The organism is Klebsiella sp. 64 (genome assembly GCF_018223915.1).
Lineage (GTDB): Bacteria > Pseudomonadota > Gammaproteobacteria > Enterobacterales > Enterobacteriaceae > Klebsiella > Klebsiella pneumoniae.
This window is the reverse complement of record NZ_JAGRQZ010000036.1, coordinates 12,922-35,913: the sequence shown is the minus strand read 5'-3', so window position 1 is coordinate 35,913 and position 22,992 is coordinate 12,922. Positions and strand designations below refer to the sequence as shown.

Here is a 22,992-nt window from a genome sequence, read left to right as displayed (position 1 = left end):
TCAATGCGTCGAAGAAGGTTTGATATGCTGCAACCAGCGCTTTTCCGCTTTACGGAACAAGCTAATCAGCACATACGAGATAATTAAATAGAGCACCGCGGCGATGCCAAACGCGGTGAACGGCTGATAGGTGGCCGAGTTGATATCGCGGGCGATTTTCAGCAGATCCGGCACCGTAGCGGTAAACGCCAGCGCGGTGGAGTGCAGCATGAGGATCACTTCGTTACTGTAGGCCGGCAGTGCAATCCGCAGCGCGGAAGGCAGAATAATGCAGCGATACAGTTTGACCGAAGAGAAGCCGTAGGCCCGCGCTGCTTCAATTTCTCCGGCGGGTACTGAGCGGATCGCGCCGGCGAAAATTTCAGTGGTATAGGCGCAAGTATTCAGGGTTAACGCCAGAACCGTGCAGTTTAGCCCGCTGCGGAAAAAAGCGTTCAACAGCTCCGTGCCTTTGACGATTTCCAGGGTATACATGCCGGAGTAAAAAACCAGCAGTTGCACATACAGCGGCGTGCCGCGAAATATGTAAGTGAACAGCCAGATGGGGAACTGGATAAACTTATTGCTCGAGACGCGGCCGATGGCCAGAAACACCGCCAGGATGCCCCCCATTACCACTGAAGAGATCAGCAACCATAAGGTAATCGCCACACCGGTAAAGCGATAGCCGTCGGTCCACAGCAGTGATTTCCAGTACTCCTGAATAATTTCAATCACAGGTCAGCCCTCTTCACGCCAACGGTATAGCGGCGTTCGAGCAGCAGCAGTACGCCATTAGAAACGGTGGTAAACACCAGATAAATCAGGCCGCAGACGATGGCGAAGTAGAACGGCTGCCAGGTGCTTTTCCCGGCCAGCTGCGTGGCTTTGACCACATCCTCCAGCCCCAGCAACGAGACCAGCGCCGTCGCCTTGAGGATAACCTGCCAGTTGTTGCCTATCCCCGGCAGCGCGTAGCGCATCATCGCCGGGAAGAGAATACGCCGGAACGTCTGCCCGCCGCTAAAGCCAAAGGCGGTAGCCGCTTCGATATGCCCCTTCGGCACCGCCAGGTAGGCGCCGCGGAAGGTTTCCGTAAAATAGGCGCCATAGATAAAGCCGAGGGTAATAATCCCGGCGATCATCGGATCGATATCAAACTGGGCCATGCCCAGCGCGTCGGTAACGCTGTTTAGCGCAATCTGCAGGCCGTAGAAAATCAGCAGCATCAGCACCAGATCGGGCACGCCGCGGATCAGAGTGGTATAGCCTTCAAACACCAGCGCCAGTGGACGGTTGCTCGATAACTTTGCGCCAGCGCCCGCCAGCCCTATCAGGACGGCGAGAACGACCGAGCTGAGCGCAAGCTCCAGGGTGACGAGCGCACCCTGCAAAATAACCTGTGAAAACCCATACAGCATGCTGCCTACCCTGTCTGTCATTCACCATTGCGCGCGAAACGCACGCAATGGCGAGGCGTGAGAATTATTCGCCGTATACGTTAAAATCGAAATATTTTTTCGCCAGCTTGTCGTAGGTGCCGTCCTTACGCATCTCTGCAAACGCCTTATTCAGCGCTTCACGCAGTTCGTTGTCTTCCTTACGCAGCCCCATACCGGTGCCAACACCAAACAGTTTCTCGTCTTTGATTGACGGGCCACCAAACTGGTAATCTTTACCAATAGGCTGTTTCAGGAACCCTTCGCTGGCCGCGACCTCATCCTGGAACGCGGCGTCGATCCGGCCGGCGGTCAGGTCGGAATAGATATTGTCCTGCCCCTGATAGGAGACAATTTCGATACCTTTCGGCGCCCAGTGCTCATTGCCATAGGTTTCCTGAGTCGTCCCCTGCAGCACGCCCACGCGCTTACCCTTGAGGGTGGCGAGATCCGGCGTTACCGGGCTGCCCTTTTTCACCACCAGACGCGAATCTGCCGCATACAGCTTGTCAGTGAAGGCAATTTCCTGCTGGCGCTTTTCAGTAATCGACAGCGAAGACATAATCGCGTCGATTTTCTTCGCTTTTAAGGAGGGGATCAGCGCATCCAGCGGGTTTTCAACAAAGGTACATTGCGTATTAATACGCTTACACAGCTCTTTTGCCAGATCGATATCAAAACCGACCAATTCTCCCTGCGCATTCTTCGATTCGAAGGGAGCATAAGTCGGATCGGTACCGATACGAATTTTTTGCGGGATGGCGGCAAAGACCGTGGAAACGCTGGAAAGGGCCAGCGCTAAAGAGAGAGACAACGCCAGTTTTTTCATAACTATCCTCGACAGACTGTCATTCTAACGGGTTTATTAGAACTATTTACGCCAGTTATCGTGCCATTATTCGCCCCTTAAGGGCAAAGATTTATGCACCAGAAAGGCCGATTTTTTGCATCAGAAACGCTTAACTATGCATTTTTTAGCCAAAAAACTGGCTGCTTTTGCACTGAAATGATCCACAACGCGTTTAGATGCACCCTTTTGGGGCATGAATACGAACCTGGCGGCAGGCCCACCCCATTGTGCGGGCCTGCAGCAGTCTTAGTCGCCGTACACGTTAAAATCGAAGTATTTCTTCGCCATTTTGTCGTAGGTGCCGTCTTTACGCATTTCGCCCAGCGCTTTATCAAACGCGGCTTTCAGCTCGGCGTCTTCCTTACGCAGGCCGATACCGGTGCCGTCGCCAAAGTACTTTTTGTCTTTAACGGACGGGCCGGCGAAGGCGAAATCTTTCCCGGCAGGCTGTTTCAGGAAGCCTTCGCTGGCGGCGACTTCATCCTGCAGCGCCGCATCCAGACGGCCAGCTGCGAGGTCTGAATAGATCAGATCCTGGTTCTGGTAAGCCACCACGTCAACGCCCTGGCTGCGCCAGCGGTCGTTAGCATAGGCTTCCTGAGTAGAACCCTGCAGCACGCCGACGTGCTTGCCTTTCAGCGCCTCCAGCGTCGGCTGGATCGGCGACCCTTTGGCGGCGATCAGACGCGAGTCAGCGGCATATAGCTTGTCAGAGAAGGCGATCTCTTGCTGGCGCTTCTCGGTAATAGAGAGGGAAGAGATGATGGCGTCGATTTTCTTCGCTTTGAGGGAGGGGATCAGGGAGTCAAAATCACTGCCGACCCAGGTACATTTCACCTTAATTCGGGAGCACAGCTCATTGCCTAAATCGATATCAAAACCAACAAAGTCCCCTTTCGCGTCTTTCGACGAAAATGGCGCATAGGTCGCGTCAGTGCCAATGCGAATGCTCTGCGGCAGAGCAGCAAACACGCTGGCCGTGCTGCTCATTCCCACGAGTAAAGAGAGAGCCAGAATCGTCTTCTTCATACAGTACCCTTAAGTGTCGTGATGTGGTGCGTTGCTTGTTATGGTGATTGCCGATCAATCCTGCAGTTTTTGTGCCATCTTCCCGGTGCGTGCCGGGAACAGGGTTAAATTTGTTAAAATAAAGTTGCAGGATTGTCTTAAAAGGGAAGATACCAGCATTACTGGCGAAACCGCAGCGCCTGAGCGCAAAAAGACGAAATAAATGTCGAGGATTTGATCGCGGCAACAAATTTGCACCACCGGAGCGCAAGCGTACATTTCATGCACCACTATAGTGCGACACTAGGCCCCCTGCCAGCGGGTAAACAAGTCGTGCTCCAGACTAATATCAAATTGATCGAGTACCCGATTGACGGTCTGGTTGATAACATCGTCCAGGCTTTGTGGCCGGTGGTAAAAAGCCGGTACCGGCGGCATTATCACCGCCCCCAGCTCTGCAGCCTGAACCAGCAGACGCAGATGGCCCAAATGGAACGGCGTTTCCCGCACGCAGAGCACCAGCGGACGACGCTCTTTCAGCACGACATCCGCCGCCCGGGTCAGCAGGCCATCCGTATAGCTATGGACAATGCCCGAGAGCGTCTTCATTGAGCAGGGTAAAATCACCATCCCGGCGGTTTTAAACGAACCGGAAGAGATACTGGCGGCGATATCGCGGGCGTCATGCACCACATCGGCTAGCGCCTGCACCTCCCGTACGGAGTAGTCGGTCTCCATGGCCAACGTCTGGCGCGCCGCCTGGCTGAGGATGAGATGAGTTTCAATATCCGGCACATCTCTTAGCACCTGCAGCATCCGCACGCCGTAAATGGCGCCGCTGGCGCCGGAAATGCCAATAATAAGTCGTTTCACGTTCTGTTACCCCTTGCGCGTGTGCCGCAGACTTTGCCGGATTATAGCCTCTGGCGCAACTATTGACGCACAGTTGAGGGGCGAAAAAAAGCCCGCCGTCCTTTCGGTACGGCAGGCCCGCGACGCGTGAACGGCTTAACCCTCGTTGTGCATCTCGAGGTTTTCGACTTCGTTCTGCAGCTGGACCGCTTTGGCATCATCGTTACGCAGGGAGTCAAGATAGTCGAGGTACTGCTGGTCGACATCCCGGGTCACATATACGCCGTTGAACACCGAGCATTCAAACTGCTGAATATCCGGGTTCTCCGCGCGCACCGCGTCGATCAGATCGTTGAGATCCTGGAAAATCAGGCCGTCGGCGCCAATGATCTGGCGGATCTCATCCACTTCGCGGCCATGGGCGATCAGTTCGTTGGCGGTCGGCATATCGATACCGTACACGTTCGGGAAACGAATTTCCGGCGCAGCGGAGGCGAGATACACTTTTTTCGCCCCTGCTTCACGCGCCATCTCAATGATCTGCTCCGAGGTGGTGCCGCGTACAATGGAATCATCGACCAGCAGCACGTTCTTATCGCGGAATTCCGCACGGTTGGCGTTAAGCTTACGGCGAACAGATTTACGACGCAGCTGCTGACCGGGCATGATAAACGTCCGGCCGACGTAGCGGTTCTTCACGAAGCCCTGACGATAAGGTTTGTCGAGAATGCGGGCGATTTCCAGCGCGATGTCGCAGGAGGTCTCCGGGATCGGAATAACAACGTCAATATCCAGATCTTCCCACTCGCGGGCAATCTTTTCGCCCAGCTTAGTCCCCATGTTGACGCGGGCGCTGTAGACGGAAATTTTGTCAATAAACGAGTCCGGACGGGCAAAATAGACGTACTCGAACAGGCACGGGTTGCTGACCGGATTATCGGCACACTGACGGGTATAGAGCTGGCCCTTCTCGGTAATATAGACCGCTTCGCCCGGCGCCACATCGCGCAGGAATTCAAAACCAAGCGTATCAAGGGCCACGCTCTCCGAGGCCACCATATACTCGGTGCGACCGTCGCCAACGTCACGTTTACCCAGCACCAGCGGACGAATGCCGTTAGGGTCGCGGAAGGCCACCATGCCATGCCCGATGATCATCGCCACGCACGCGTACGCGCCGCGGATCAGGCGGTTGGTCGCCGCAATCGCCGCGAAGATGTTGTCCGCTTCCAGCGGGTAGTGACGGAAGTTATCCAGCTCACTGGCGAAAATATTGAGGAGGATTTCGGAATCAGAGGTGGTATTGATATGGCGGCGTTTTTCTTCAAACAGCTTTTTACGCAGCTCGTGCGCATTGGTCAGGTTGCCGTTATGCGCCAATGTGATGCCATACGGCGAGTTAACGTAAAACGGCTGCGCCTCGGAGGCGCTGGAGCTGCCCGCCGTAGGATAACGCACGTGGCCAATACCCATATTGCCCTGCATACGCTGCATGTGGCGGGCCTCGAATACGTCGCTTACCAGCCCGTTAGCCTTACGCAACCGGAAGCAGTTGTTGGCATCAATGGTGATGATGCCAGCGGCATCCTGTCCACGGTGCTGGAGCACCGTTAGCGCATCATAAATCGACTGGTTAACCGGCATAACACCGGCGATACCGACAATACCGCACATACGTCTTTTCCTCGTTCAGCAACGACCCAAAGTCTATACTTTAGGCAAGAAACTTGACGAGCTTTGCAGGTATTCAAAAAACCATCTGATGACGGGGGTAAAATAGGGAATAAACTGCGACTGATGCCAGTCATCGCTCTTCGCCATCCCGGTAAAGGTGTCCAGGAAGAACAGGATAGCGGCGATGATCAGCACCCCACGTAGCGCGCCGAAGCAGATCCCCAATACCCTGTCGGTTCCTGACAAACCGGTCTTCTCCACCAGCTGGCCTATCACATAGTTCACGATAGCGCCAACGATGAGCGTCACGATAAACAGCGCCGCAATAGCAATCCCATTTCGAACCCGTTCATCCTCAAAGCCCGTAAACCAGACAGACAGGTCAGCGTAGTAATGGCTGGCGACATAAAACGCGCAACCCCACGTGACTAACGATAAAGCTTCGCGAACAAAGCCGCGGATCAGGCTGACCAGGCAAGAAAGACCCAGCACCGCCATAATGGCGTAATCAATCCAGACCATATACGTCCCACGATTTACGCCCTGTCGTCCAGTTCGGGGCGCATTCTAACAGAAAAAGAAAACGTTTGCGTAGGGATTTCCATGCCCTACAGAAATAAAAATGGCGCTGAAAAAACATTCAACGCCAGACTGCCTTTCGCCTCTTCAGGGCGGCTGAGACAGGGTTTGCGGGGCGTTTCTCCCCGCCACGTTCTCTCCGCATGGCGGAAAAAACAATCAGTTCGGGGTGAAGCCCATCACCACCCCGCTAAGCCCGGAGATCTGCTGCAGATCGCCCAGCTGGCCTTTCAGCTTGTCTTTTGACGCATCCGGGCCGACGAGGATGCGGGTAATTTTACCCTGTACCGGCGTCGAAGGCGACGTATAGACTTTGAAACCTGAGGCCCGCAGTTTACCGACAATCTCATTCACCTTATCGGCGTTCTTTAACGCGCCCAGCTGAACCACATAGGCTTTGCCGGTCGGCGCCGGCAGGGCCGCCTGCTGCTGCGGTGGCTGTTGCTGCTGTGGCTTAGCCGGCGGCGGCGTTGGCGTCGCGGCCTGCTGTTGCGGCTGCGGTTTCGGCTGCGGCTTGGGCTGCGGTTTCGCGGCCACCACCGGCTCCTGAACGTCATCGAAGCTGTTGCTGTTCACCGGAATACGCGATGGATCTAACGATGGCGCGGCGGCATCGCCCGCCCGCACCTCTTCCGCCGCCCCTTCCGGCGGTTGCGAAGGCAACGCCTGGGTTGCCGCCGGCAACATATCCGGTTCATCGCGATCGCCCGGTTTCGGTACCAGCGGGATCGCGGCAAACTCATCCTGGTAATGCTTTTTCTGCCCGTCCAGCAGCCCTGGCAGGATAATCACCCCCAGCGCCACCAGCACGATTGTCCCGACTAAACGGTTCTGAAACTTACTCGCCACCGATTCTCCCCGCGTCTATCTCTTCCATAACCTGTGCTACGGTGTGAAACGAACCACACACCAGCACGGTATCTTCCACTTTAGCGTCAGCCATGGCCGCACGCCACGCCTGCGCCACGCTGCTATAGACTGTACCGCAGCGCAAATGTTCCACCAGCTGCTCTGCCGTCGCGCCGCGCGGGCCTTCCAGCGGCGCGCAGTACCAGGCATCGACTTCCGGGGCCAGATTGGCCAACGTGCCGGCGATATCCTTATCATGCAGCATACCAATAACCGCCAGCACGCGTCCCGTTTTCGCTAACGTTTTGAGACGCCCGGCGAGATAGGCCGCCGCGTGCGGGTTGTGCGCCACATCGAGGATCACTCGCGGGGCGTCGCTAATTATCTGAAAGCGTCCCGGGAGCATCGCATCGCGGATCCCTGCGCGCAGGATAGCGTCATCCACGGCAAGTCCGCTGGCGCGCAGCGCCGCCACGGCCGTCGCCGCATTCGGCAACGGCACCTGAGGCAGAGGCAGGTGGCTTAACGCCCCTGCCGTATCGCGGAAGGACCACGTTTCGCCCTCCACCTCATAGCGCCAGTCGACGCCGCGGCGCTGGAGCAGCGCGCCCTTCTCGCTAGCCACTTCCGCGATGGTGAGCGGCATATCCGGCTCCCCCACCACCGCCGGTTTACCGGCGCGAAAGATGCCCGCTTTTTCCCGGCCGATACTTTCGCGATCCGGCCCCAGCCAGTCGGTATGATCGAGGGCGATGCTGGTGACCACCGCGACGTCGGCATCAACGATGTTGGTGGCGTCGAGACGCCCGCCGAGCCCGACCTCAAGGATCACCACATCCAGCTGCGCCTGCTTAAACAGCCACAGCGCCGAGAGCGTGCCGTATTCAAAATAGGTCAGCGAGATGTCACCCCGCGCCGCTTCGATTTCAGCAAACGAAGCCGTATGCGCCGCCTCCGGCAGTTCAGCCCCCTGAATGCGCACGCGTTCGGTGTAGCGCACCAGATGCGGAGAGCTGTAGACCCCCACTTTATAACCAGCCGCCATCAGGATGGTTTCCAGCGTGCGGCAGGTGGTGCCTTTGCCATTGGTGCCCGCGACGGTAAAAACGAACGGCGCCGGTTTAACGATATCCATCTGCCCGGCGACCTCGCTGACGCGCGCCAGCCCAAGGTCGATGGTTTTACTGTGCAGATGTTCCAGATAAGAAAGCCACGTAGCCAGGGGCGACGTGGCCTGAGGAATAGGATCTTTTTCCATGATGCCCGTAAGAATTGACGGTTAACGCGTATGAATAAAAAAGGGCAGCGCCGCCAGGCCCTGCCCTCTGCTTTATCAGGCCTCAGGTTCCTGATCCGGTGCCGGCGGCACCACCACGCCTTCATGAGGCGCTTCCGAAACGGCAACCGGCGCCGGCAGGTTCATCAGCTTCGCCAGAATGCTGGCCAGCTTGAGACGCATTTCCGGACGGCGAACGATCATATCGATCGCCCCTTTTTCAATCAGGAACTCACTGCGCTGGAATCCCGGCGGCAGCTTCTCGCGTACGGTCTGCTCGATAACGCGAGGACCGGCAAAGCCGATCAGCGCTTTCGGCTCGGCAATGTTCAGATCGCCCAGCATCGCAAAGCTCGCCGATACGCCGCCCATGGTCGGGTCGGTCAGCACGGAGATGTACGGCAGTCCGCGCTCCTGCATTTTCGCCAGCGCCGCGGAGGTTTTCGCCATCTGCATCAGCGACATCAGCGCTTCCTGCATACGGGCGCCACCGGAGGCGGAGAAGCAGATCAGCGGGCAGTTATCTTCCAGCGCCTGCTCCACCGCGCGCACAAAGCGTGCGCCGACGACGGAACCCATCGAGCCCCCCATAAAGGAGAACTCAAAGGCGGCGGCAACCACCGGCATCGCGTAGAGCGTACCTTTCATTACCACCAGCGCGTCTTTCTCGCCCGTCTCTTTCTGAGCGGACGCCAGGCGGTCTTTGTATTTTTTTGAATCGCGGAACTTCAGCACATCTTTTGGCTCAAGTTCGCTACCCAGTTCTACCAGAGAACCTTCATCCAACAGGCTATGCAGGCGATTACGCGCCGACATGCGCATATGGTGATCGCACTTAGGACAAACCTCCAGGTTGCGCTCCAGCTCGGCGCGGTAGAGTACCTGACCGCAGCTGTCGCACTTGGTCCATACACCCTCAGGAATGCTCGCCTTGCGGGTGGGAGTGATGTTGCTTTTAATTCGTTCAATCCAGCTCATTGATAACCTTTCTGCCTGAACCTGGTCGATGCCAGTTTTGTCGTAAGGGGCGCATAATGCCATTTTTGCCTCTTACAGACCATGAATGTTGCACATTAAATCATATCATCCCGGAACATGGGATAAAAAAGTGGTCAAACCGCTGCGCGTGACGCTCTGCACCGCCACGCGCAACACAGGCTAAACTACTTCGCCTGCTTCGCCGCCGCCCGCTTGTGGCGAATAATCTCAATCACGCCCGGCAGGACGGAGAGGACGATGATCGCCACGATCAGCAGCTTCAGGTTCTCCTGCACCACCGGCAAATCGCCAAACAGATAGCCGGCATAGGTGAACAGCAGCACCCACAGCAGCGCCCCAACCACGTTATAGGCTGCAAAATGACGATAGGACATATGCCCCATTCCCGCCACAAACGGCGCGAAGGTTCGGACTATCGGCACAAAGCGCGCCAGGATAATGGTTTTCCCGCCGTGACGTTCGTAAAAGCTGTGGGTTTTATCCAGATAGCTGCGACGGAATATCTTTGAGTTCGGATTGCTGAACAGCTTTTCGCCGAACAGCCGGCCAATGGTGTAGTTGACCGCATCGCCGACGATGGCCGCGATGACCATCAGCAGTACCATCAGGTGGACATTGAGATCGTTGGTTGGCAAGGCCGAGAGCGCGCCCGCGACGAACAGCAGGGAATCGCCCGGCAGGAATGGCGTCACCACCAGCCCGGTTTCGCAGAACAGAATCAAAAACAGAATGGCATAAACCCAGACGCCATACTGGGCAACCAGTTCGGCAAGGTGCACATCAATATGCAGGATGAAATCAATTAAAAAGTGAATCAAGTCCATGTTTGTCTTTACCCTTAATGACCCTATTAGTCCGCCAGAAACAGCGGGCCCATTGGCAGCACCGGTAAATCATAGTGGGCCGGGTAATCCACCGACACCAGATACAACCCTTCCGCTTTTGCCGTTGCCGCAGCGAGCGTCCTGTCTTTTGCTGCCAGCAGTTCTGCCATCCAGCTCTCCGGCTGGTTTCCGGCCCCGACCTCCATCAGGCTGCCTACAATATTCCTGACCATATGATGTACAAAGGCATTCGCTTTGATATCCACCACCACATACGCGCCGTAGCGGGTAACGTTAATATGCATCACGTTGCGCCACGGGGTACGCGACTGGCACTGTACCGCGCGAAACGAGGTAAAGTCATTCTCTCCCAGCAGACACTGCGCGGCGCGCTGCATACGCTCGGCGTCGAGCGGCTGGTGAAAATGCGTCACTCCCTGACTTAACACCGCCGGACGCAGGCGATGATTATAGATGACGTAGCGATAGCGGCGCGCCGTGGCGCTGAACCGGGCGTGAAAATCCGCCGGTACATGTTTGACCCAACGCACCGCGATGTCACCAGGTAAATTCGCATTTACCCCCAGCGTCCAGGCGGCATCTTTCCGCTGCGCCCGGGTTTCGAAATGCACCACCTGGCCGGTGCCATGGACGCCGGCGTCGGTGCGGCCGGCGCAAAAGACGGTAATCGGTTCGTTCGCCACCTGCGAGAGCGCCTTTTCCAGCTTCTCCTGCACGCTGCGCACTTCGTTTTGCCGCTGCCAGCCGTAATATTTGCTGCCGTCGTACTCGATGCCCAGCGCGATTTTACAGATCGGCTGTTGCTCCATCTCAGACATCAGTACAGGTACTCCTCAATCAGCTTCTCGGCGATCTTCACCGCCATCAGCGCGCCGCCGAAGCGCACGTTATCCGCTACCGACCAGAACTGGATCTGCTCCGGCATACCGTAATCGTTATGCACGCAGCCGATGGAGAGGCGGGCATTGCCGGAGGCATCGCCAACCTGGGTCGGGAATTCGCCCTCTTCAGAAAGTTCGATATCCTCGCCGCGGGTAAAAGCGTCGCGCGCCTCCTCCGCCGCCAGCGGGCGCATCGCTTCGAAGCTCACCATCTGCGCATGGCCGTAGAAGACCGGCGACTGAACGACGCTGGCGGAGATCATCAGCCCGTCATCCTGAAGAATTTTGCGCGCTTCATCGACGATCCGGCGCTCTTCGCGCACGCTACCTTCACGATCCGGCAGCAGCGGCAGCATGTTGAACGCCAGCTGGCGACCAAAGAAATCGTCTTCATCGATAGGGATGCCGTTCAGCAGCTTAGCGCTCTGACCCGCCAGCGCATCCACCGCTTTTTTCCCCTGCCCCGAGGCGGAGAGCAGGTTAGTGACGCTAATACGCGACAACCCGCCCTGATCGATCAGCGGTTTGAGCGCCGTCAACAGCTGACTGGTCAGGCTATTAGGCACCGCAATCAGGTTGCGGTTGCGGTAATCGCCTAATACGAACGGGTTCACGTCCGGCACCACCAGCGGTACGTCCGGCTCCAGCGCAAACAGGCCGCTGAGATCGATAACCAGACACCCGGCGTTGGTCGCTTCTTCGACATACGCTGCACTGGCTTCGACGCCGGCGGCGAAGAAAGCCAGCTGGGCCTGGGTCCAGTCAAATTCGGCGGCGTCTTTGACGATCACCGACTTGCCACCAAAACGCAGATGTTCGCCCGCGCTGTCGTTGCGCGCCAGAGCAAAAATCTCTCCTACCGGGAACTGGCGTTCAGCAAGAGTTTCGAGCAGGGCTTCGCCTACGGCGCCCGTTGCGCCCAGTACGGCAATATTCCAGCCTTCAGACATGGTGGTTAACTCCAGAAATAAAGCGGCCCCGCCGGAGTATCCGGCAGGGGCATTAAGAAGACATTAACGAACAGGATGATGCACGGCGTTAAAACCGAGCTGGCGCAACAGCGTCGCCGCCTGCTCATCGCTGCACTGCACATACAGCGAAGACCATTCGCGACGTTCCTGATAATTTTTACGCAGCTTGTCGAATTCACCGGCGACGCCGGCCACCTTCCGCAGCGGCGCATCATCGCGGCGCACATCATACACCAAGTGGACCAGTCTTTTCAGCGTCGGCTGATCGAGCGGTCCATGCAGGGTAATGCGGCCAAATTCCGGCGCCGGCAGCAGAGTGTCCAGCGCTACCTGCTGCGGATGGCCGATAAAGGCGCTGTAGGCTTCAAAAACCTGCGTCGTCCCGCGCGCTTTCCCTTCGAGGGTGTAGCCGGCGATATGCGCGGTACCGATATCCACTCGCTTGAGAAGCTCAACGTTTAGATCCGGCTCCGGCTCCCAGACGTCCAATACCACACTCAGCGGCTGACCAGCTTCCAGCCGCTTTAGCAGTGCGGCGTTATCGACCACCGGCCCGCGGCAGGCGTTGATCAAAATCGTTCCAGGCTTCAGGCGGCTTATCAGCGCCTCATCCGCCAGATGCAGGGTTTTATATTGCCCTTCTTTATACAGCGGCGTATGGAAGGTGATGACATCGGCTTCCTGGACCAGCGCCTCGAGGGAGCGGAAGTCACCTTCGTCGCCGCGATCGGCGCGCGGTGGGTCGCAGAGCAGAGTTTTGATCCCCAACGCTTCCAGGCGCTTTTGCAGTCGCCCGCCAACGTTACCGACGCCGACGATCCCGACGGTGCGATCGCGCAGTGCAAAGCCGTCGCGTTCAGCCAGCATCAGCAGCGATGAAAAGACGTACTCTACCACCGCAATGGCGTTACAGCCGGGCGCCGCAGAGAAACCAATCCCCGCCTGCTGCAGCCACGCCTGATCGACGTGATCGGTGCCGGCGGTAGCGGTACCGACGAACTTAATGGCCTTGCCGGCGAGCAATGCTTCATTGACCCGGGTGACCGAGCGCACCATTAGGGCATCCGCATCGGTCAGGGCATCGGCCTGGACCGGACGGCCTGGGATCGCCTGCACGTCGCCTAAACGGCTAAAAAGCTCACGGGCATAGGGCATATTTTCATCAACGAGGATTTTCACAGTTCAGTACCTGTCTGAGAACGAGAGTTAACTGGGGAAGTGTGCCATAATCTGGCCGCCAGGCATACTCATCACCTGGTTCCAGCACCGCGATATCGAAAGGATGAATCATGACGCACCCCCTTGCTGATATGCCAGACCGTCCTCCAGGGCGAGGCCCATCAGGCACTGCCGCCACCGGCGAACCTTCGCTTTCCATGCAGCAACGCACCGTTCTGGAGCGACTGATCACGCGCCTGGTGGCGCTGACCTCGCAGCAGAACGCGGAAGTGTGGGCCTGCGTCAAACATGACCTCGGACTGAAAGGCGACTCGCCCCTGCTGGCCTGCCATTTCAGCGCCGCGGAGGCCAGTCTCAACCAGCGCTTAGCCGCCGCTCAGGATAATCATCATCATCGCCAGACCTTAGCGCAGCTCAGCGATCTGCTCGGTCAGGGCAATAACCGCCAGGCGGTGAGCGATTATATTCGTCAGCATTATGGGCAAACGGCGCTGCATGCCCTTAGCCAGACGCAGCTGGAGACCATTCTGCATCTGCTGCAGCATGGCCAGCTGTCGATCCCGCAGCCGCAGCAGCGCCCGCCGACCCTGCGCCCGCTGTTGCCAGCCGAGCATAATACGCTCAATCAGCTGGTGACTAAGCTGGCGGCCGCCACCGGCGAACCAAGCAAGCTGATTTGGCAATCCATGCTGGAGCTTTGCGGCGTCAAGTCCGGGGAGCTGATCCCGGCGACGCACTTCCTGCCGCTTTCGTACTGGCTGCAGGCGCGGCAAACGCTGAGTGCGCAAAGCGCGCCGACGCTCACCTCGCTGCAGGGAGCGCTCAAGCAGCCGCTGGAGGCCGCGGAGTGGCAGACAATTGTCGACTTTGCCCGTCGCAGCTGGCAGGTCACGCCGCGGACCACGCTGAGCCCGGCGCAGATCCTGGCGCTGCTGAACAAGGTGTTTGTGCTGCGGGTGGCCCGCGCCCAGGAGACGCTGGCCATCCCGCAAGAGGAGCCTGTCGCCAGGCGGACGTGGAGCGCTAAGCCGTGGCAGCTGGCGCTGGGCGCGGTTGTCCTGCTCCTTGTGCTGTGGTTCCTGCTGTAGCCCAGCAGCCACCGGCGGCGTTTGCGGCTCCCTTTCATGCCAAACGCCGCGGTGTTTCCTACAGCGATTTCAGACCGGACAATAACCTAGCGGCGAAATGAGATAAGGGTGACGAGGATCCCCAGCGCCGCGCAGAGGGCGCCGGCAAGGAACACCGACGAGTAGCCCAGCGAGGTCGCCAGCAGGCCGGTCAGCGGCCCGGTCAGGCCATAGGAGATGTCCTGAAAGGCCGCATAGCCGCCGAGCGCGGTGCCGCGCACCTGCGCCGGGACGCGCTTCACTACTTCCACGCCAAGTGAGGGGAAAATAAGCGAACAGCCGCACCCGGTCAGCGCCGCACCGGCCAGCGCCAGCCAGGCATTCGGCGCCAGTCCCAGCAGCGTCAGACCAACCGCCTCTATCAGCAGCGAGACCATCGCCACCTTAACGCCGCCAAACCGATCCGGCATCCAGCCGAACAGCACTCGCATCAGCACAAAGGCGCCACCAAACGCCGTCAGGGTAAAGCCGGCCATTGGCCAGCTATGGCTGGCGAAATAGAGGGAGACGAAGGTGCCGATCACCGCAAAGCCGACACCCTGCAGGCCCAGGCCAATGCCCGGGCGCCAGATCATGCCGATGACGCTCCAGAGTGAAGGCCGCTCGCCTCCGTGGGCCGCCACTTTGCGCACGGTACCGTTAATAAGCCAGGCGACGAGCGGTAGTCCCATGGTGACACAGGCCAGCACCGCCACGCCAAAATGGCTATAGATCAATAATCCCAGCGGGGCGCCCACCGCCAGCGAGCCGTACATCGCCATGCCGTTCCATGACATCACTTTGCCGGAACGGGCCGGTCCCACCAGGCCCATCCCCCAGCTCAGGTTTCCGGTCAGCAGCTGGCTTTCGCCAAACCCGAGGATCAAGCGGCCCAGCAGCAGCAGGCCGAGCCTGGCGAGCACCGGCAGCGGCAGCAGCGCAGCGGCCAGCCATGCCGCGCCCGCCAGGGCGCAGGCCAGCATCCCCTGCAGGACGGAACGTTTAGCGCCGTACTGGTCTGCCAGACGTCCGGCGTACCCCCGGGTCAGAACGGTGGCGAGGAACTGGATCCCTACCGCCACGCCAACCACGGTGTTGCCAAATCCCAGCTCCTGATGGACAAAGAGTGGGATCACCGGCAGCGGCAACCCAACGGTCATATAGGTCAAAAAGACGGCAAACGTAATACGGAAAAGCGAAAAATTCGCCGAAGAATTGGATGTTGTTTCAGTAACTGCGGACATGCATTACTCCAGATTCGCAGAGTAAGGCGAGCAAAGCGACACGCCCCCTCCACCTGATTATCAGGGTTAAGGCGCGTTGGTTGACGTTAAACGCTTACGCATTAGTGGAGAGACTAATGGATCCGCGAGCAGTGTGCCTGCGGGCTCTTACCCTGTCAAGATGACAAAAAAGGGGAGCCGGTGGCTCCCCTTTGCGCATCACATGCTGATTAGGCGTTGTATTTACGCATCACCAGCGTGGCGTTGGTGCCGCCGAAGCCGAAGCTGTTGGACATTACGGTGGTCAGCTTAGCGTCCGTCGGTTTGGTGACGATGTTCAGGCCGGCAGCCTGCTCGTCGAGCTCTTCAACGTTGATGCTCGGCGCGATAAAGCCGTGCTCCAGCATCAGCAGGGAGTAAATGGCTTCCTGTACGCCCGCCGCGCCCAGCGAGTGGCCGGTCATCGCTTTAGTTGCCGAAATAGCCGGGCTGTTGTCGCCGAATACTTCGCGGATGGCGCCCAGCTCTTTCACGTCGCCGACCGGAGTGGAGGTACCGTGGGAGTTCAGATAGTCGATCGGCGTATCAACGCCATGCATCGCCATCTGCATGCAGCGCACTGCGCCTTCACCAGACGGGGCGACCATGTCCGCGCCATCGGAGGTCGCGCCATAGCCGACGATTTCGGCGTAGATGTGCGCGCCACGCGCCAGGGCGTGTTCCAGCTCTTCCACCACGACCATACCGCCGCCGCCGGCGATAACGAAGCCGTCACGGTTAGCATCATAGGTACGGGACGCTTTTTCCGGGGTGTCGTTGTATTTAGTGGACAGCGCGCCCATGGCGTCGAATTCGCAGGCCATTTCCCAGCACAGCTCTTCGCCGCCGCCGGCAAAGACGATGTCCTGTTTGCCCAGCTGGATCTGCTCTACCGCGTTACCAATACAGTGGGCGGAAGTGGCGCAGGCCGAGCTGATGGAGTAGTTAACGCCGTGAATTTTGAACGGCGTAGCGAGGCAGGCGGAAACGCCGGAAGCCATCGCTTTGGTGACCACATACGGGCCCACGGCTTTCAGACCACGCGGGCTACGCATGGCATCGGCGCCGAAGACCTGGAATTTCGGGGAACCGCCGCCGGAGCCTGCGATCAGGCCGACACGCGGGTTATTCTGATATGCTTCAGGCGCCAGACCTGCGTCGGCAACAGCCTGTTCCATGGACAGGTAAGCATAGATGGAGGCGTCGCTCATAAAGCGCACTACTTTGCGGTCAATGAGGCCAGTGGTATCCAGTTTGACGTTGCCCCATACGTGGCTGCGCATCCCTGAATCTTTAAGCTCCTGAGAGAAAGTGATCCCTGAACGTCCTTCACGCAGAGATGCCAGGACTTCCTGCTGGTTATTACCGATGCTGGAAACGATGCCCAAGCCAGTAATCACTGCACGTTTCATTAAATACCTCTGTAAGTCGCACTATTTTAAGTTTCGTGTCGCACAATAGCGTACACTTGTACGCCGAACAAGTCCGATCAGACATTTTGTGTATAAATTTGCGCCCTCAGGCACACATCGTTAAGATCGTGCTACGCCTTGTGATTCGAGTAACTTACGTGAAACAAAACGCCATACAACCCGCCAACCTGGAATTCAACGCTGAGGGTACACCTGTTTCCCGAGATTTCGACGATGTTTACTTTTCCAATGACAACGGTCTGGAAGAGACTCGCTACGTTTTTCTCGGCGGAAATCGCCTGCCGGAGCGCTTCCCTAGCCACCCTCGCCCGCTGATGATCGTCGCGGAGAGCGGCTTCGGCACCGGGCTCAATTTCCTCACCCTCTGGCAGGCGTTTGACGTTTTTGTTCGTGATAACCCGGACGTTACCTTGCAAAGGTTACATTTCATCAGTTTTGAAAAATATCCGCTGAAGGCTGAGGATCTCCGCCTGGCGCACCAGCGCTGGCCAGAGCTGGCTCCGTGGGCGCAGCAGCTGCAGGCGCAATGGCCGTCGGCCTTCGGCGGGTGCCATCGTCTGCTGCTCGACGGCGGGCGGGTGACGCTCGATCTGTGGTTTGGCGATATCAATGAGCTGACCAGGGAGCTGGATGATTCGCTGAACCAGCAAGTGGACGCCTGGTTTCTTGACGGCTTTGCCCCGGCGAAAAATCCCGACATGTGGACTCAGGATCTGTTCAGCGCCATGGCGCGCCTGGCGCGACCCGGCGGGACGCTGGCCACCTTTACCTCCGCCGGTTTTGTCCGCCGTGGCCTGCAGGAGGCCGGCTTTACCATGCGTAAAAGCAAAGGCTTCGGCCGCAAGCGGGAGATGCTGACCGGCGAGATGGCGCAAACGCTGAGCTTTCCTGCGCGCGCCCCCTGGTTCGCTCGCAGTAGCAGCGATGCCCGCGAGGCGGCCATCATCGGCGGCGGGATCGCCAGCGCCCTGCTCTCCCTGGCGCTGCTGCGCCGCGGCTGGCAGGTGACCCTTTACTGCGCCGATGAGGCTCCAGCGCAGGGCGCCTCCGGCAATCGCCAGGGCGCGCTGTATCCGCTGTTAAGTCAGCACGATCCGGCGCTGGCGCGCTTTTTTCCGGCCGCGTTTACCTTCGCCCGCCGAATGTATGACGCGCTGCCGGTGATGTTCGATCACCAATGGTGCGGTGTTACCCAGCTCGGCTGGGATGAGAAAAGCGCGCATAAAATCGCCCAGATGCTGGCGCTGAATTTACCCCCGGACATCACCTGCGCGGTGACGGCGGAACAGGTTGCCGGGCTGACCGGCGTCGATACCGGCTGCGGCGGCATCACCTATCCGGCCGGCGGCTGGCTGTGCCCGCAGCAGCTCACCGCCGAGCTGCTGGCGCTGGCGGCCACGCGCGGACTGCACGTGCACTATGGTTATCCCGTCGAAACGCTCAGCGCGGAGGGCGATGGCTGGCTGCTCAATCAGCAGCGCTATCATCAGGCGGTGGTTCTGGCGAACGGCCACCGCATCACTGGTTTTGCGCAAACAGCCCAACTGCCGGTCTACCCGGTTGGCGGCCAGGTCAGCCATATTCCCACCACCCCGCGGCTTGCCGCCCTGCGCCAGGTGCTGTGCTACGACGGCTACCTGACGCCACAGAATCCGCAAAATCAGCAGCACTGCATTGGCGCCAGCTACCACCGCGGGAAAACCGACACCACCTTCAGCGAAGAAGATCAGCAGCACAACCGGCAACGGCTGATCGACTGCTTCCCGGGCGCGGAGTGGCCACAGGACGTGGATATCAGCGCCAACGACGCTCGCTGCGGCGTGCGCTGCGCCACCCGCGATCATCTACCGATGGTCGGCAACGTGCCGGACTACGCGGCAACATTGACGCAATACGCCAGCCTCCACGAACAACCGGATATCGCCGATAGCGCGCCGGTCTGTCGTAACCTGTTTATGCTTGGCGCGCTCGGGTCGCGCGGACTTTGCACCGCGCCGTTAAGCGCTGAGCTGCTGGCGGCGCAAATGAGCGCGGAACCGCTGCCGCTGGATAGCGACACCCTGGCGGCGCTGAATCCGAATCGGCTGTGGGTGAGAAAACTGCTGAAGGGAAAAGCGGTGAAATAAAACCATGAGGGCAGGCAATTTCCCGGGTACGGCTGACGCCTGACCCGGGCTACAACATGGCTCAGGCCTGATTTTTCGCCTGTTGATACAGGTTATGCCACATCCCCTGCACCAGAATTTGGTCCGGCGGCGACAGTTCGCCAGCGCTGATGGCTTTCTCCAGGCTCTGGCTAACTCTGCTGTGTACCGCGTCAGCAGAATGCTCGCCCTCACCTTCCAGCTCAGCCACCGCCAGCGTCAGGTGGCCGCGCAGATAACCGCCGGCAAACAGTTCATCATCACTGGCGTGGTCTACCATGTTGTCAATCAGCGCCAGAATGCGTGATTCAAACTCCGCGATCATCATCTTACCTCTTGTCATGTAATGTGCGGCCTTAGTGCAGGTCTTCCGGCCACGGAAAGTGTTTCGCCGTCAATGGCGGCGTTTGATAATAGTGTTGTAACGCGCGAATAAAGCGCGCCGGACGTTCGGGGATCCCTTGTTCAAGTAAAGTCATCACCCGAGCATGCACCCGGCGCTGGAAGGCGATGCGATCGGGCTCAACGTCCCCTTCCAGATTGTCACAGCTGACGTTAAACGGAAATCCCGCCGCCACGCAGAACAGCCACTCAAAGGCCTGCGGTTTCACCTCGACATCCTCAAACTGGCTTTGGGTCATCGCATCGCGGCCGTCCGGGCAGTACCAGTAGCCAAAATCTACTTGTTCGCGACGCGCCTTGCCGGCGACACACCAGTGAGAGATCTCGTGCAGGGCGCTGGCAAAAAATCCGTGCGCAAACACGATACGGTGATAGGGCGTTTCATCGTCAGCCGGAAGGTAGATCGGCTCATCGTCGCCTTTAATCAGGCGGGTATTAAATTCTTCGGCAAAGCAGCTGTCGAAAAGGTCTATCAGCTGCTGATAATGGTGTTGCTGTTGCATTAATGAATTCCCAACCACTGCAAAATCTCAGCCCCGTGGCTGTCATAAAGAAGTTTCGCGCTCATCACCGCCGAGACGATAACGATCATCGGCCGGATCAGCGACTGCCCTTTACTCAGCACCAGCCGGGACCCGGCGCGGGCGCCAATAAACTGGCCGGCCATCATCACAAAGCCGGTGGCCCAGATAACCTTTCCACCGATGATAAACAGCAGCAGGCCGCCGACGTTTGAGGTGGCGTTCAGCAGCTTGGCATGGGCCGTCGACTTGGCAAGGTTAAACCCGGCCAGAGTGACAAAAGCCAGGGCGTAAAACGAACCGGCGCCGGGGCCGAAAAAGCCATCGTAAAACCCTACGCTACCGCCGGCGACCAGCGCAAACGGCAGACCGTAAAGCCGACGCTGCCGGTCGGCTTCGCCCAGTTTCGGCATCAGCAGGAAATAAAGGCCGATGCCAATCACCAGCAACGGCAGGATCTGCTTCAGAATATCGGATTGCACGTGCTGCACCAGCAGCGCTCCGGCGGTTGAGCCGATAAAGGTCATCAGAATATTCAGCTTCTGATCGGCCAGATTAACCACCTTGCGGCGGACAAAATAGAGGGTCGCCGATAGCGACCCGCCGCAGGCCTGCAGCTTATTGGTCGCCAGCGCCTGGGCTGGCGGCATGCCGGCCGCCATCAGCGCAGGGACAGTCAATAAGCCCCCGCCTCCCGCCAGTGAGTCAATAAAACCGGCCAGGATGGCGACAAAGAAGAGTACCACCAGCACCAGCGGCGATACGGCAAACAACTCGATAAAACTATCCATTACAGCACATGCTCATCCAGTAGCGCCTGGCAGGAAGGCGGCAGCGGCGGCGGCGTCTTCTTCACAGGGGGGGTAGACCCGGGTTTAGGTGGTTCGAACCAGCTCTGCAGCTCCGCTCCGCAGCCATCGCCGGGCGGCGGCGGCGCCTGATCCTCGCACTCCAGACTTCCCGCCGGGCAACGCAGTCGGACGTGCATATGAGCGCGATGCTGGAACCAGGGACGGACTTTACGCAGCCACTGGCGGTCGCTGCCCGCGTCCAGGCACAGCTGCTGTTTAATCGCCGGGTTGACGAAGATGCGGGTAACTTCGCTATCTTCCGCCGCCAGCTTGATAAGCTGGCTGATTTGCGGGCTCCATAGCGACGGCACCACATGCTTGCCATCGCTGGCGACCAGGTCCAGCGCCTGCGGCTTCAACAGCTGGGACGATGTCCAGCGCGTTTGCGGCAGCTGAAGGAAGATATCGACATCGAGGCCCGTCTGGTGGCTGGCGTGCCCGCCGTTAAAGCGCCCGCCCGCCGGCATCCCCATGTCGCCAATCAGCACGGTTCCCATTCCTTTATTGTGCACCTGATTACTCAGGCGCTGAATAAACTGAACCAGATCCGGATGACCGAAGTAGCGACGCTGATCGGTACGCATCACCTGATAGCCGGGGGCACTCAGGGGGAGCGCCTCGGCGCCAACGATACAGCCATTGGAAAACGCGCCGATTGACTGGGCGCTGCCGCCGATCGGTTGGGTTATTTTCTGCCATGGCGTGGCGGCCAGGCTACCGGCGCTAGCCAACAGCGCAAGCAGTGCGATAACGGTGTTTTTCATGGTTACCAGCGTGGAATTGTCGTCGTCACGTCGCCATTCTGCGCGCGCTGACGCATAAAGTGATCCATCAGAACGATCGCCAGCATCGCCTCAGCGATCGGTACGGCGCGGATGCCGACGCACGGATCGTGACGCCCTTTGGTGATCATCTCCACTTCTTCGCCAAAGCGGTTAATCGTATGACCGGGAACGGTAATACTGGAGGTAGGCTTCAGCGCGATGTTGGCAACGATCTGCTGGCCGCTGCTGATGCCGCCAAGAATGCCGCCGGCGTGGTTGCTCTGGAACCCGGCTTTGGTGATCTCATCGCGGTTTTCGCTGCCGCGCAGCTTCACCACCTCGAAGCCGTCGCCAATTTCCACCCCTTTCACGGCGTTGATGCTCATCAGCGCGTGGGCGATATCGGCATCCAGGCGGTCGAAGACCGGCTCACCGAGGCCTGGCGGTACGCCGTCAGCCACTACCGTCACTTTCGCGCCAATGGAGTCGCCCTCTTTTTTCAGGCCGCGCATCAGTTCATCCAGGGCGTCGATTTTATCCGGGTCCGGACAGAAGAAGGGGTTCTGCTCAACCTGATCCCAATCTTTGATGGCCAGCGGAATATCGCCCATCTGCGTCAGGCAGCCGCGAATGACGATGCCGAACTTCGCGGCAAGGTATTTTTTGGCAATCGCCCCGGCCGCTACGCGCATCGCGGTTTCGCGCGCAGAAGAACGACCGCCGCCGCGATAGTCGCGCAGACCATACTTTTGCTCGTAGGTGTAATCGGCGTGGCCCGGACGGAACAGATCTTTGATCGCGCCGTAATCCTGCGAACGCTGATCGGTGTTCTCAATCAGCAGACCGATACTGGTCCCGGTGGTAACGCCTTCGAAGACGCCGGAGAGGATTTTGACCTGATCCGGCTCGCGACGCTGCGTGGTGTAACGCGAGGTACCCGGGCGACGACGATCGAGGTCGTGCTGCAGGTCGGCTTCGGTCAGCGGGATGCCCGGCGGCACGCCGTCAACGATGCAGCCCAGCGCCAGACCGTGCGATTCGCCGAAGGTAGTGACGCGAAAGAGTTGTCCAATTGTATTTCCTGCCATCACGGCTCCAATCTTTTTCGTTATGTTGGCGTGTTGTTTT

General features: G+C 58.7%; 24 protein-coding genes. 3 read left to right on the top strand and 21 right to left on the bottom strand.

What is annotated here, in order from left to right; genetic code table 11:
- The 4 genes from hisM to argT form a co-directional block, all read right to left on the bottom strand.
- Nucleotides 1-717, bottom strand: a complete 717-nt coding sequence (gene hisM / locus KHQ23_RS22440) for a histidine ABC transporter permease HisM (protein WP_002913207.1) — start codon at nucleotides 715-717, stop codon at nucleotides 1-3.
- Nucleotides 714-1,400, bottom strand: a complete 687-nt coding sequence (locus KHQ23_RS22435) for a histidine ABC transporter permease HisQ (protein ID WP_002913208.1) — start codon at nucleotides 1,398-1,400, stop codon at nucleotides 714-716. The genes hisM and KHQ23_RS22435 overlap by 4 nt, the downstream gene beginning before the upstream one ends.
- 64 nt (nucleotides 1,401-1,464) lie before the next feature.
- Nucleotides 1,465-2,247, bottom strand: coding sequence for a histidine ABC transporter substrate-binding protein HisJ (gene hisJ, locus KHQ23_RS22430; RefSeq protein ID WP_002913209.1), 783 nt, complete (start codon nucleotides 2,245-2,247; stop codon nucleotides 1,465-1,467).
- Between the two features lie 267 nt (nucleotides 2,248-2,514).
- Nucleotides 2,515-3,297 carry a lysine/arginine/ornithine ABC transporter substrate-binding protein ArgT gene (argT, locus tag KHQ23_RS22425; RefSeq protein ID WP_004140951.1) on the bottom strand — a complete coding sequence of 261 codons (783 nt, stop codon included), beginning with the start codon at nucleotides 3,295-3,297 and terminating at the stop codon, nucleotides 2,515-2,517.
- Nucleotides 3,298-3,337: 40 nt separating this feature from the next.
- Between argT and KHQ23_RS22420 the strand changes: the two genes are divergently transcribed.
- Nucleotides 3,338-3,499, top strand: a complete 162-nt coding sequence (locus KHQ23_RS22420; RefSeq protein WP_004140952.1) for a hypothetical protein — start codon at nucleotides 3,338-3,340, stop codon at nucleotides 3,497-3,499.
- Between the two features lie 80 nt (nucleotides 3,500-3,579).
- Here KHQ23_RS22420 and KHQ23_RS22415 read toward each other — a convergent pair whose 3' ends face one another.
- From KHQ23_RS22415 to pdxB, 10 genes are all read right to left on the bottom strand, one after another.
- A complete protein-coding gene (locus KHQ23_RS22415; protein ID WP_002913212.1) occupies nucleotides 3,580-4,149 on the bottom strand; it encodes a UbiX family flavin prenyltransferase in 570 nt (189 codons plus the stop codon).
- A 135-nt stretch (nucleotides 4,150-4,284) separates the two neighbouring features.
- On the bottom strand, nucleotides 4,285-5,802 hold the full coding sequence (purF, locus tag KHQ23_RS22410) for an amidophosphoribosyltransferase (RefSeq protein WP_002913213.1): 1,518 nt from the start codon (nucleotides 5,800-5,802) through the stop codon (nucleotides 4,285-4,287).
- A gap of 33 nt (nucleotides 5,803-5,835) precedes the next feature.
- On the bottom strand, nucleotides 5,836-6,324 hold the full coding sequence (cvpA, locus tag KHQ23_RS22405; RefSeq protein WP_002913214.1) for a colicin V production protein: 489 nt from the start codon (nucleotides 6,322-6,324) through the stop codon (nucleotides 5,836-5,838).
- A 216-nt stretch (nucleotides 6,325-6,540) separates the two neighbouring features.
- Nucleotides 6,541-7,230, bottom strand: coding sequence for a cell division protein DedD (gene dedD / locus KHQ23_RS22400; RefSeq protein WP_004214089.1), 690 nt, complete (start codon nucleotides 7,228-7,230; stop codon nucleotides 6,541-6,543).
- Nucleotides 7,220-8,488 carry a bifunctional tetrahydrofolate synthase/dihydrofolate synthase gene (gene folC / locus KHQ23_RS22395; protein WP_002913219.1) on the bottom strand — a complete coding sequence of 423 codons (1,269 nt, stop codon included), beginning with the start codon at nucleotides 8,486-8,488 and terminating at the stop codon, nucleotides 7,220-7,222. The genes dedD and folC overlap by 11 nt, the downstream gene beginning before the upstream one ends.
- 75 nt (nucleotides 8,489-8,563) lie before the next feature.
- Nucleotides 8,564-9,484, bottom strand: coding sequence for an acetyl-CoA carboxylase, carboxyltransferase subunit beta (gene accD / locus KHQ23_RS22390; protein WP_002913220.1), 921 nt, complete (start codon nucleotides 9,482-9,484; stop codon nucleotides 8,564-8,566).
- A 185-nt stretch (nucleotides 9,485-9,669) separates the two neighbouring features.
- Nucleotides 9,670-10,329: a DedA family protein gene (locus KHQ23_RS22385; RefSeq protein ID WP_002913221.1), complete on the bottom strand. Its 660-nt coding sequence runs from the start codon at nucleotides 10,327-10,329 to the stop codon at nucleotides 9,670-9,672.
- Between the two features lie 26 nt (nucleotides 10,330-10,355).
- Entirely contained in the window at nucleotides 10,356-11,168 is an 813-nt protein-coding gene (truA, locus tag KHQ23_RS22380) for a tRNA pseudouridine(38-40) synthase TruA (RefSeq protein ID WP_015958766.1), read from the bottom strand.
- A complete protein-coding gene (locus KHQ23_RS22375) occupies nucleotides 11,168-12,181 on the bottom strand; it encodes an aspartate-semialdehyde dehydrogenase (protein ID WP_002913227.1) in 1,014 nt (337 codons plus the stop codon). The genes truA and KHQ23_RS22375 overlap by 1 nt, the downstream gene beginning before the upstream one ends.
- A gap of 63 nt (nucleotides 12,182-12,244) precedes the next feature.
- Nucleotides 12,245-13,381 carry a 4-phosphoerythronate dehydrogenase PdxB gene (pdxB, locus tag KHQ23_RS22370; RefSeq protein WP_211776931.1) on the bottom strand — a complete coding sequence of 379 codons (1,137 nt, stop codon included), beginning with the start codon at nucleotides 13,379-13,381 and terminating at the stop codon, nucleotides 12,245-12,247.
- A gap of 110 nt (nucleotides 13,382-13,491) precedes the next feature.
- On the opposite strand from pdxB, the gene flk reads away from it, so the two are divergent.
- Nucleotides 13,492-14,469: a flagella biosynthesis regulator Flk gene (flk, locus tag KHQ23_RS22365; protein ID WP_004899591.1), complete on the top strand. Its 978-nt coding sequence runs from the start codon at nucleotides 13,492-13,494 to the stop codon at nucleotides 14,467-14,469.
- Nucleotides 14,470-14,555: 86 nt separating this feature from the next.
- Here flk and KHQ23_RS22360 read toward each other — a convergent pair whose 3' ends face one another.
- Nucleotides 14,556-15,731 (bottom strand): MFS transporter, encoded by a 1,176-nt coding sequence (locus KHQ23_RS22360; RefSeq protein ID WP_004149211.1) that lies wholly within the window; start codon nucleotides 15,729-15,731, stop codon nucleotides 14,556-14,558.
- A gap of 209 nt (nucleotides 15,732-15,940) precedes the next feature.
- Nucleotides 15,941-17,161, bottom strand: a complete 1,221-nt coding sequence (gene fabB, locus KHQ23_RS22355; RefSeq protein ID WP_002913291.1) for a beta-ketoacyl-ACP synthase I — start codon at nucleotides 17,159-17,161, stop codon at nucleotides 15,941-15,943.
- 158 nt (nucleotides 17,162-17,319) lie between these two features.
- Between fabB and mnmC the strand changes: the two genes are divergently transcribed.
- Nucleotides 17,320-19,308 carry a bifunctional tRNA (5-methylaminomethyl-2-thiouridine)(34)-methyltransferase MnmD/FAD-dependent 5-carboxymethylaminomethyl-2-thiouridine(34) oxidoreductase MnmC gene (gene mnmC / locus KHQ23_RS22350; RefSeq protein WP_032421699.1) on the top strand — a complete coding sequence of 663 codons (1,989 nt, stop codon included), beginning with the start codon at nucleotides 17,320-17,322 and terminating at the stop codon, nucleotides 19,306-19,308.
- Between the two features lie 61 nt (nucleotides 19,309-19,369).
- On the opposite strand, the gene KHQ23_RS22345 is transcribed toward mnmC, so the two are convergent.
- Genes KHQ23_RS22345 through aroC form a run of 5 tightly spaced genes read right to left on the bottom strand, consistent with a single transcriptional unit; the run spans nucleotide 19,370 to nucleotide 22,952 of the window.
- Nucleotides 19,370-19,651: a YfcL family protein gene (locus tag KHQ23_RS22345; protein ID WP_002913338.1), complete on the bottom strand. Its 282-nt coding sequence runs from the start codon at nucleotides 19,649-19,651 to the stop codon at nucleotides 19,370-19,372.
- Between the two features lie 31 nt (nucleotides 19,652-19,682).
- Nucleotides 19,683-20,231, bottom strand: coding sequence for an elongation factor P hydroxylase (locus tag KHQ23_RS22340; protein WP_002913339.1), 549 nt, complete (start codon nucleotides 20,229-20,231; stop codon nucleotides 19,683-19,685).
- Nucleotides 20,231-21,040, bottom strand: a complete 810-nt coding sequence (locus tag KHQ23_RS22335; protein ID WP_002913340.1) for a sulfite exporter TauE/SafE family protein — start codon at nucleotides 21,038-21,040, stop codon at nucleotides 20,231-20,233. Before KHQ23_RS22335 ends, KHQ23_RS22340 begins: the two co-directional genes overlap by 1 nt.
- On the bottom strand, nucleotides 21,040-21,864 hold the full coding sequence (gene mepA, locus KHQ23_RS22330; protein ID WP_004174960.1) for a penicillin-insensitive murein endopeptidase: 825 nt from the start codon (nucleotides 21,862-21,864) through the stop codon (nucleotides 21,040-21,042). Before mepA ends, KHQ23_RS22335 begins: the two co-directional genes overlap by 1 nt.
- Nucleotides 21,865-21,866: 2 nt before the next feature.
- The gene (gene aroC / locus KHQ23_RS22325; RefSeq protein WP_002913342.1) at nucleotides 21,867-22,952 is read right to left on the bottom strand and encodes a chorismate synthase; all 1,086 of its coding nucleotides are present in this window, start codon (nucleotides 22,950-22,952) and stop codon (nucleotides 21,867-21,869) included.
- Between the last annotated feature and the right edge of the window lie 40 nt (nucleotides 22,953-22,992).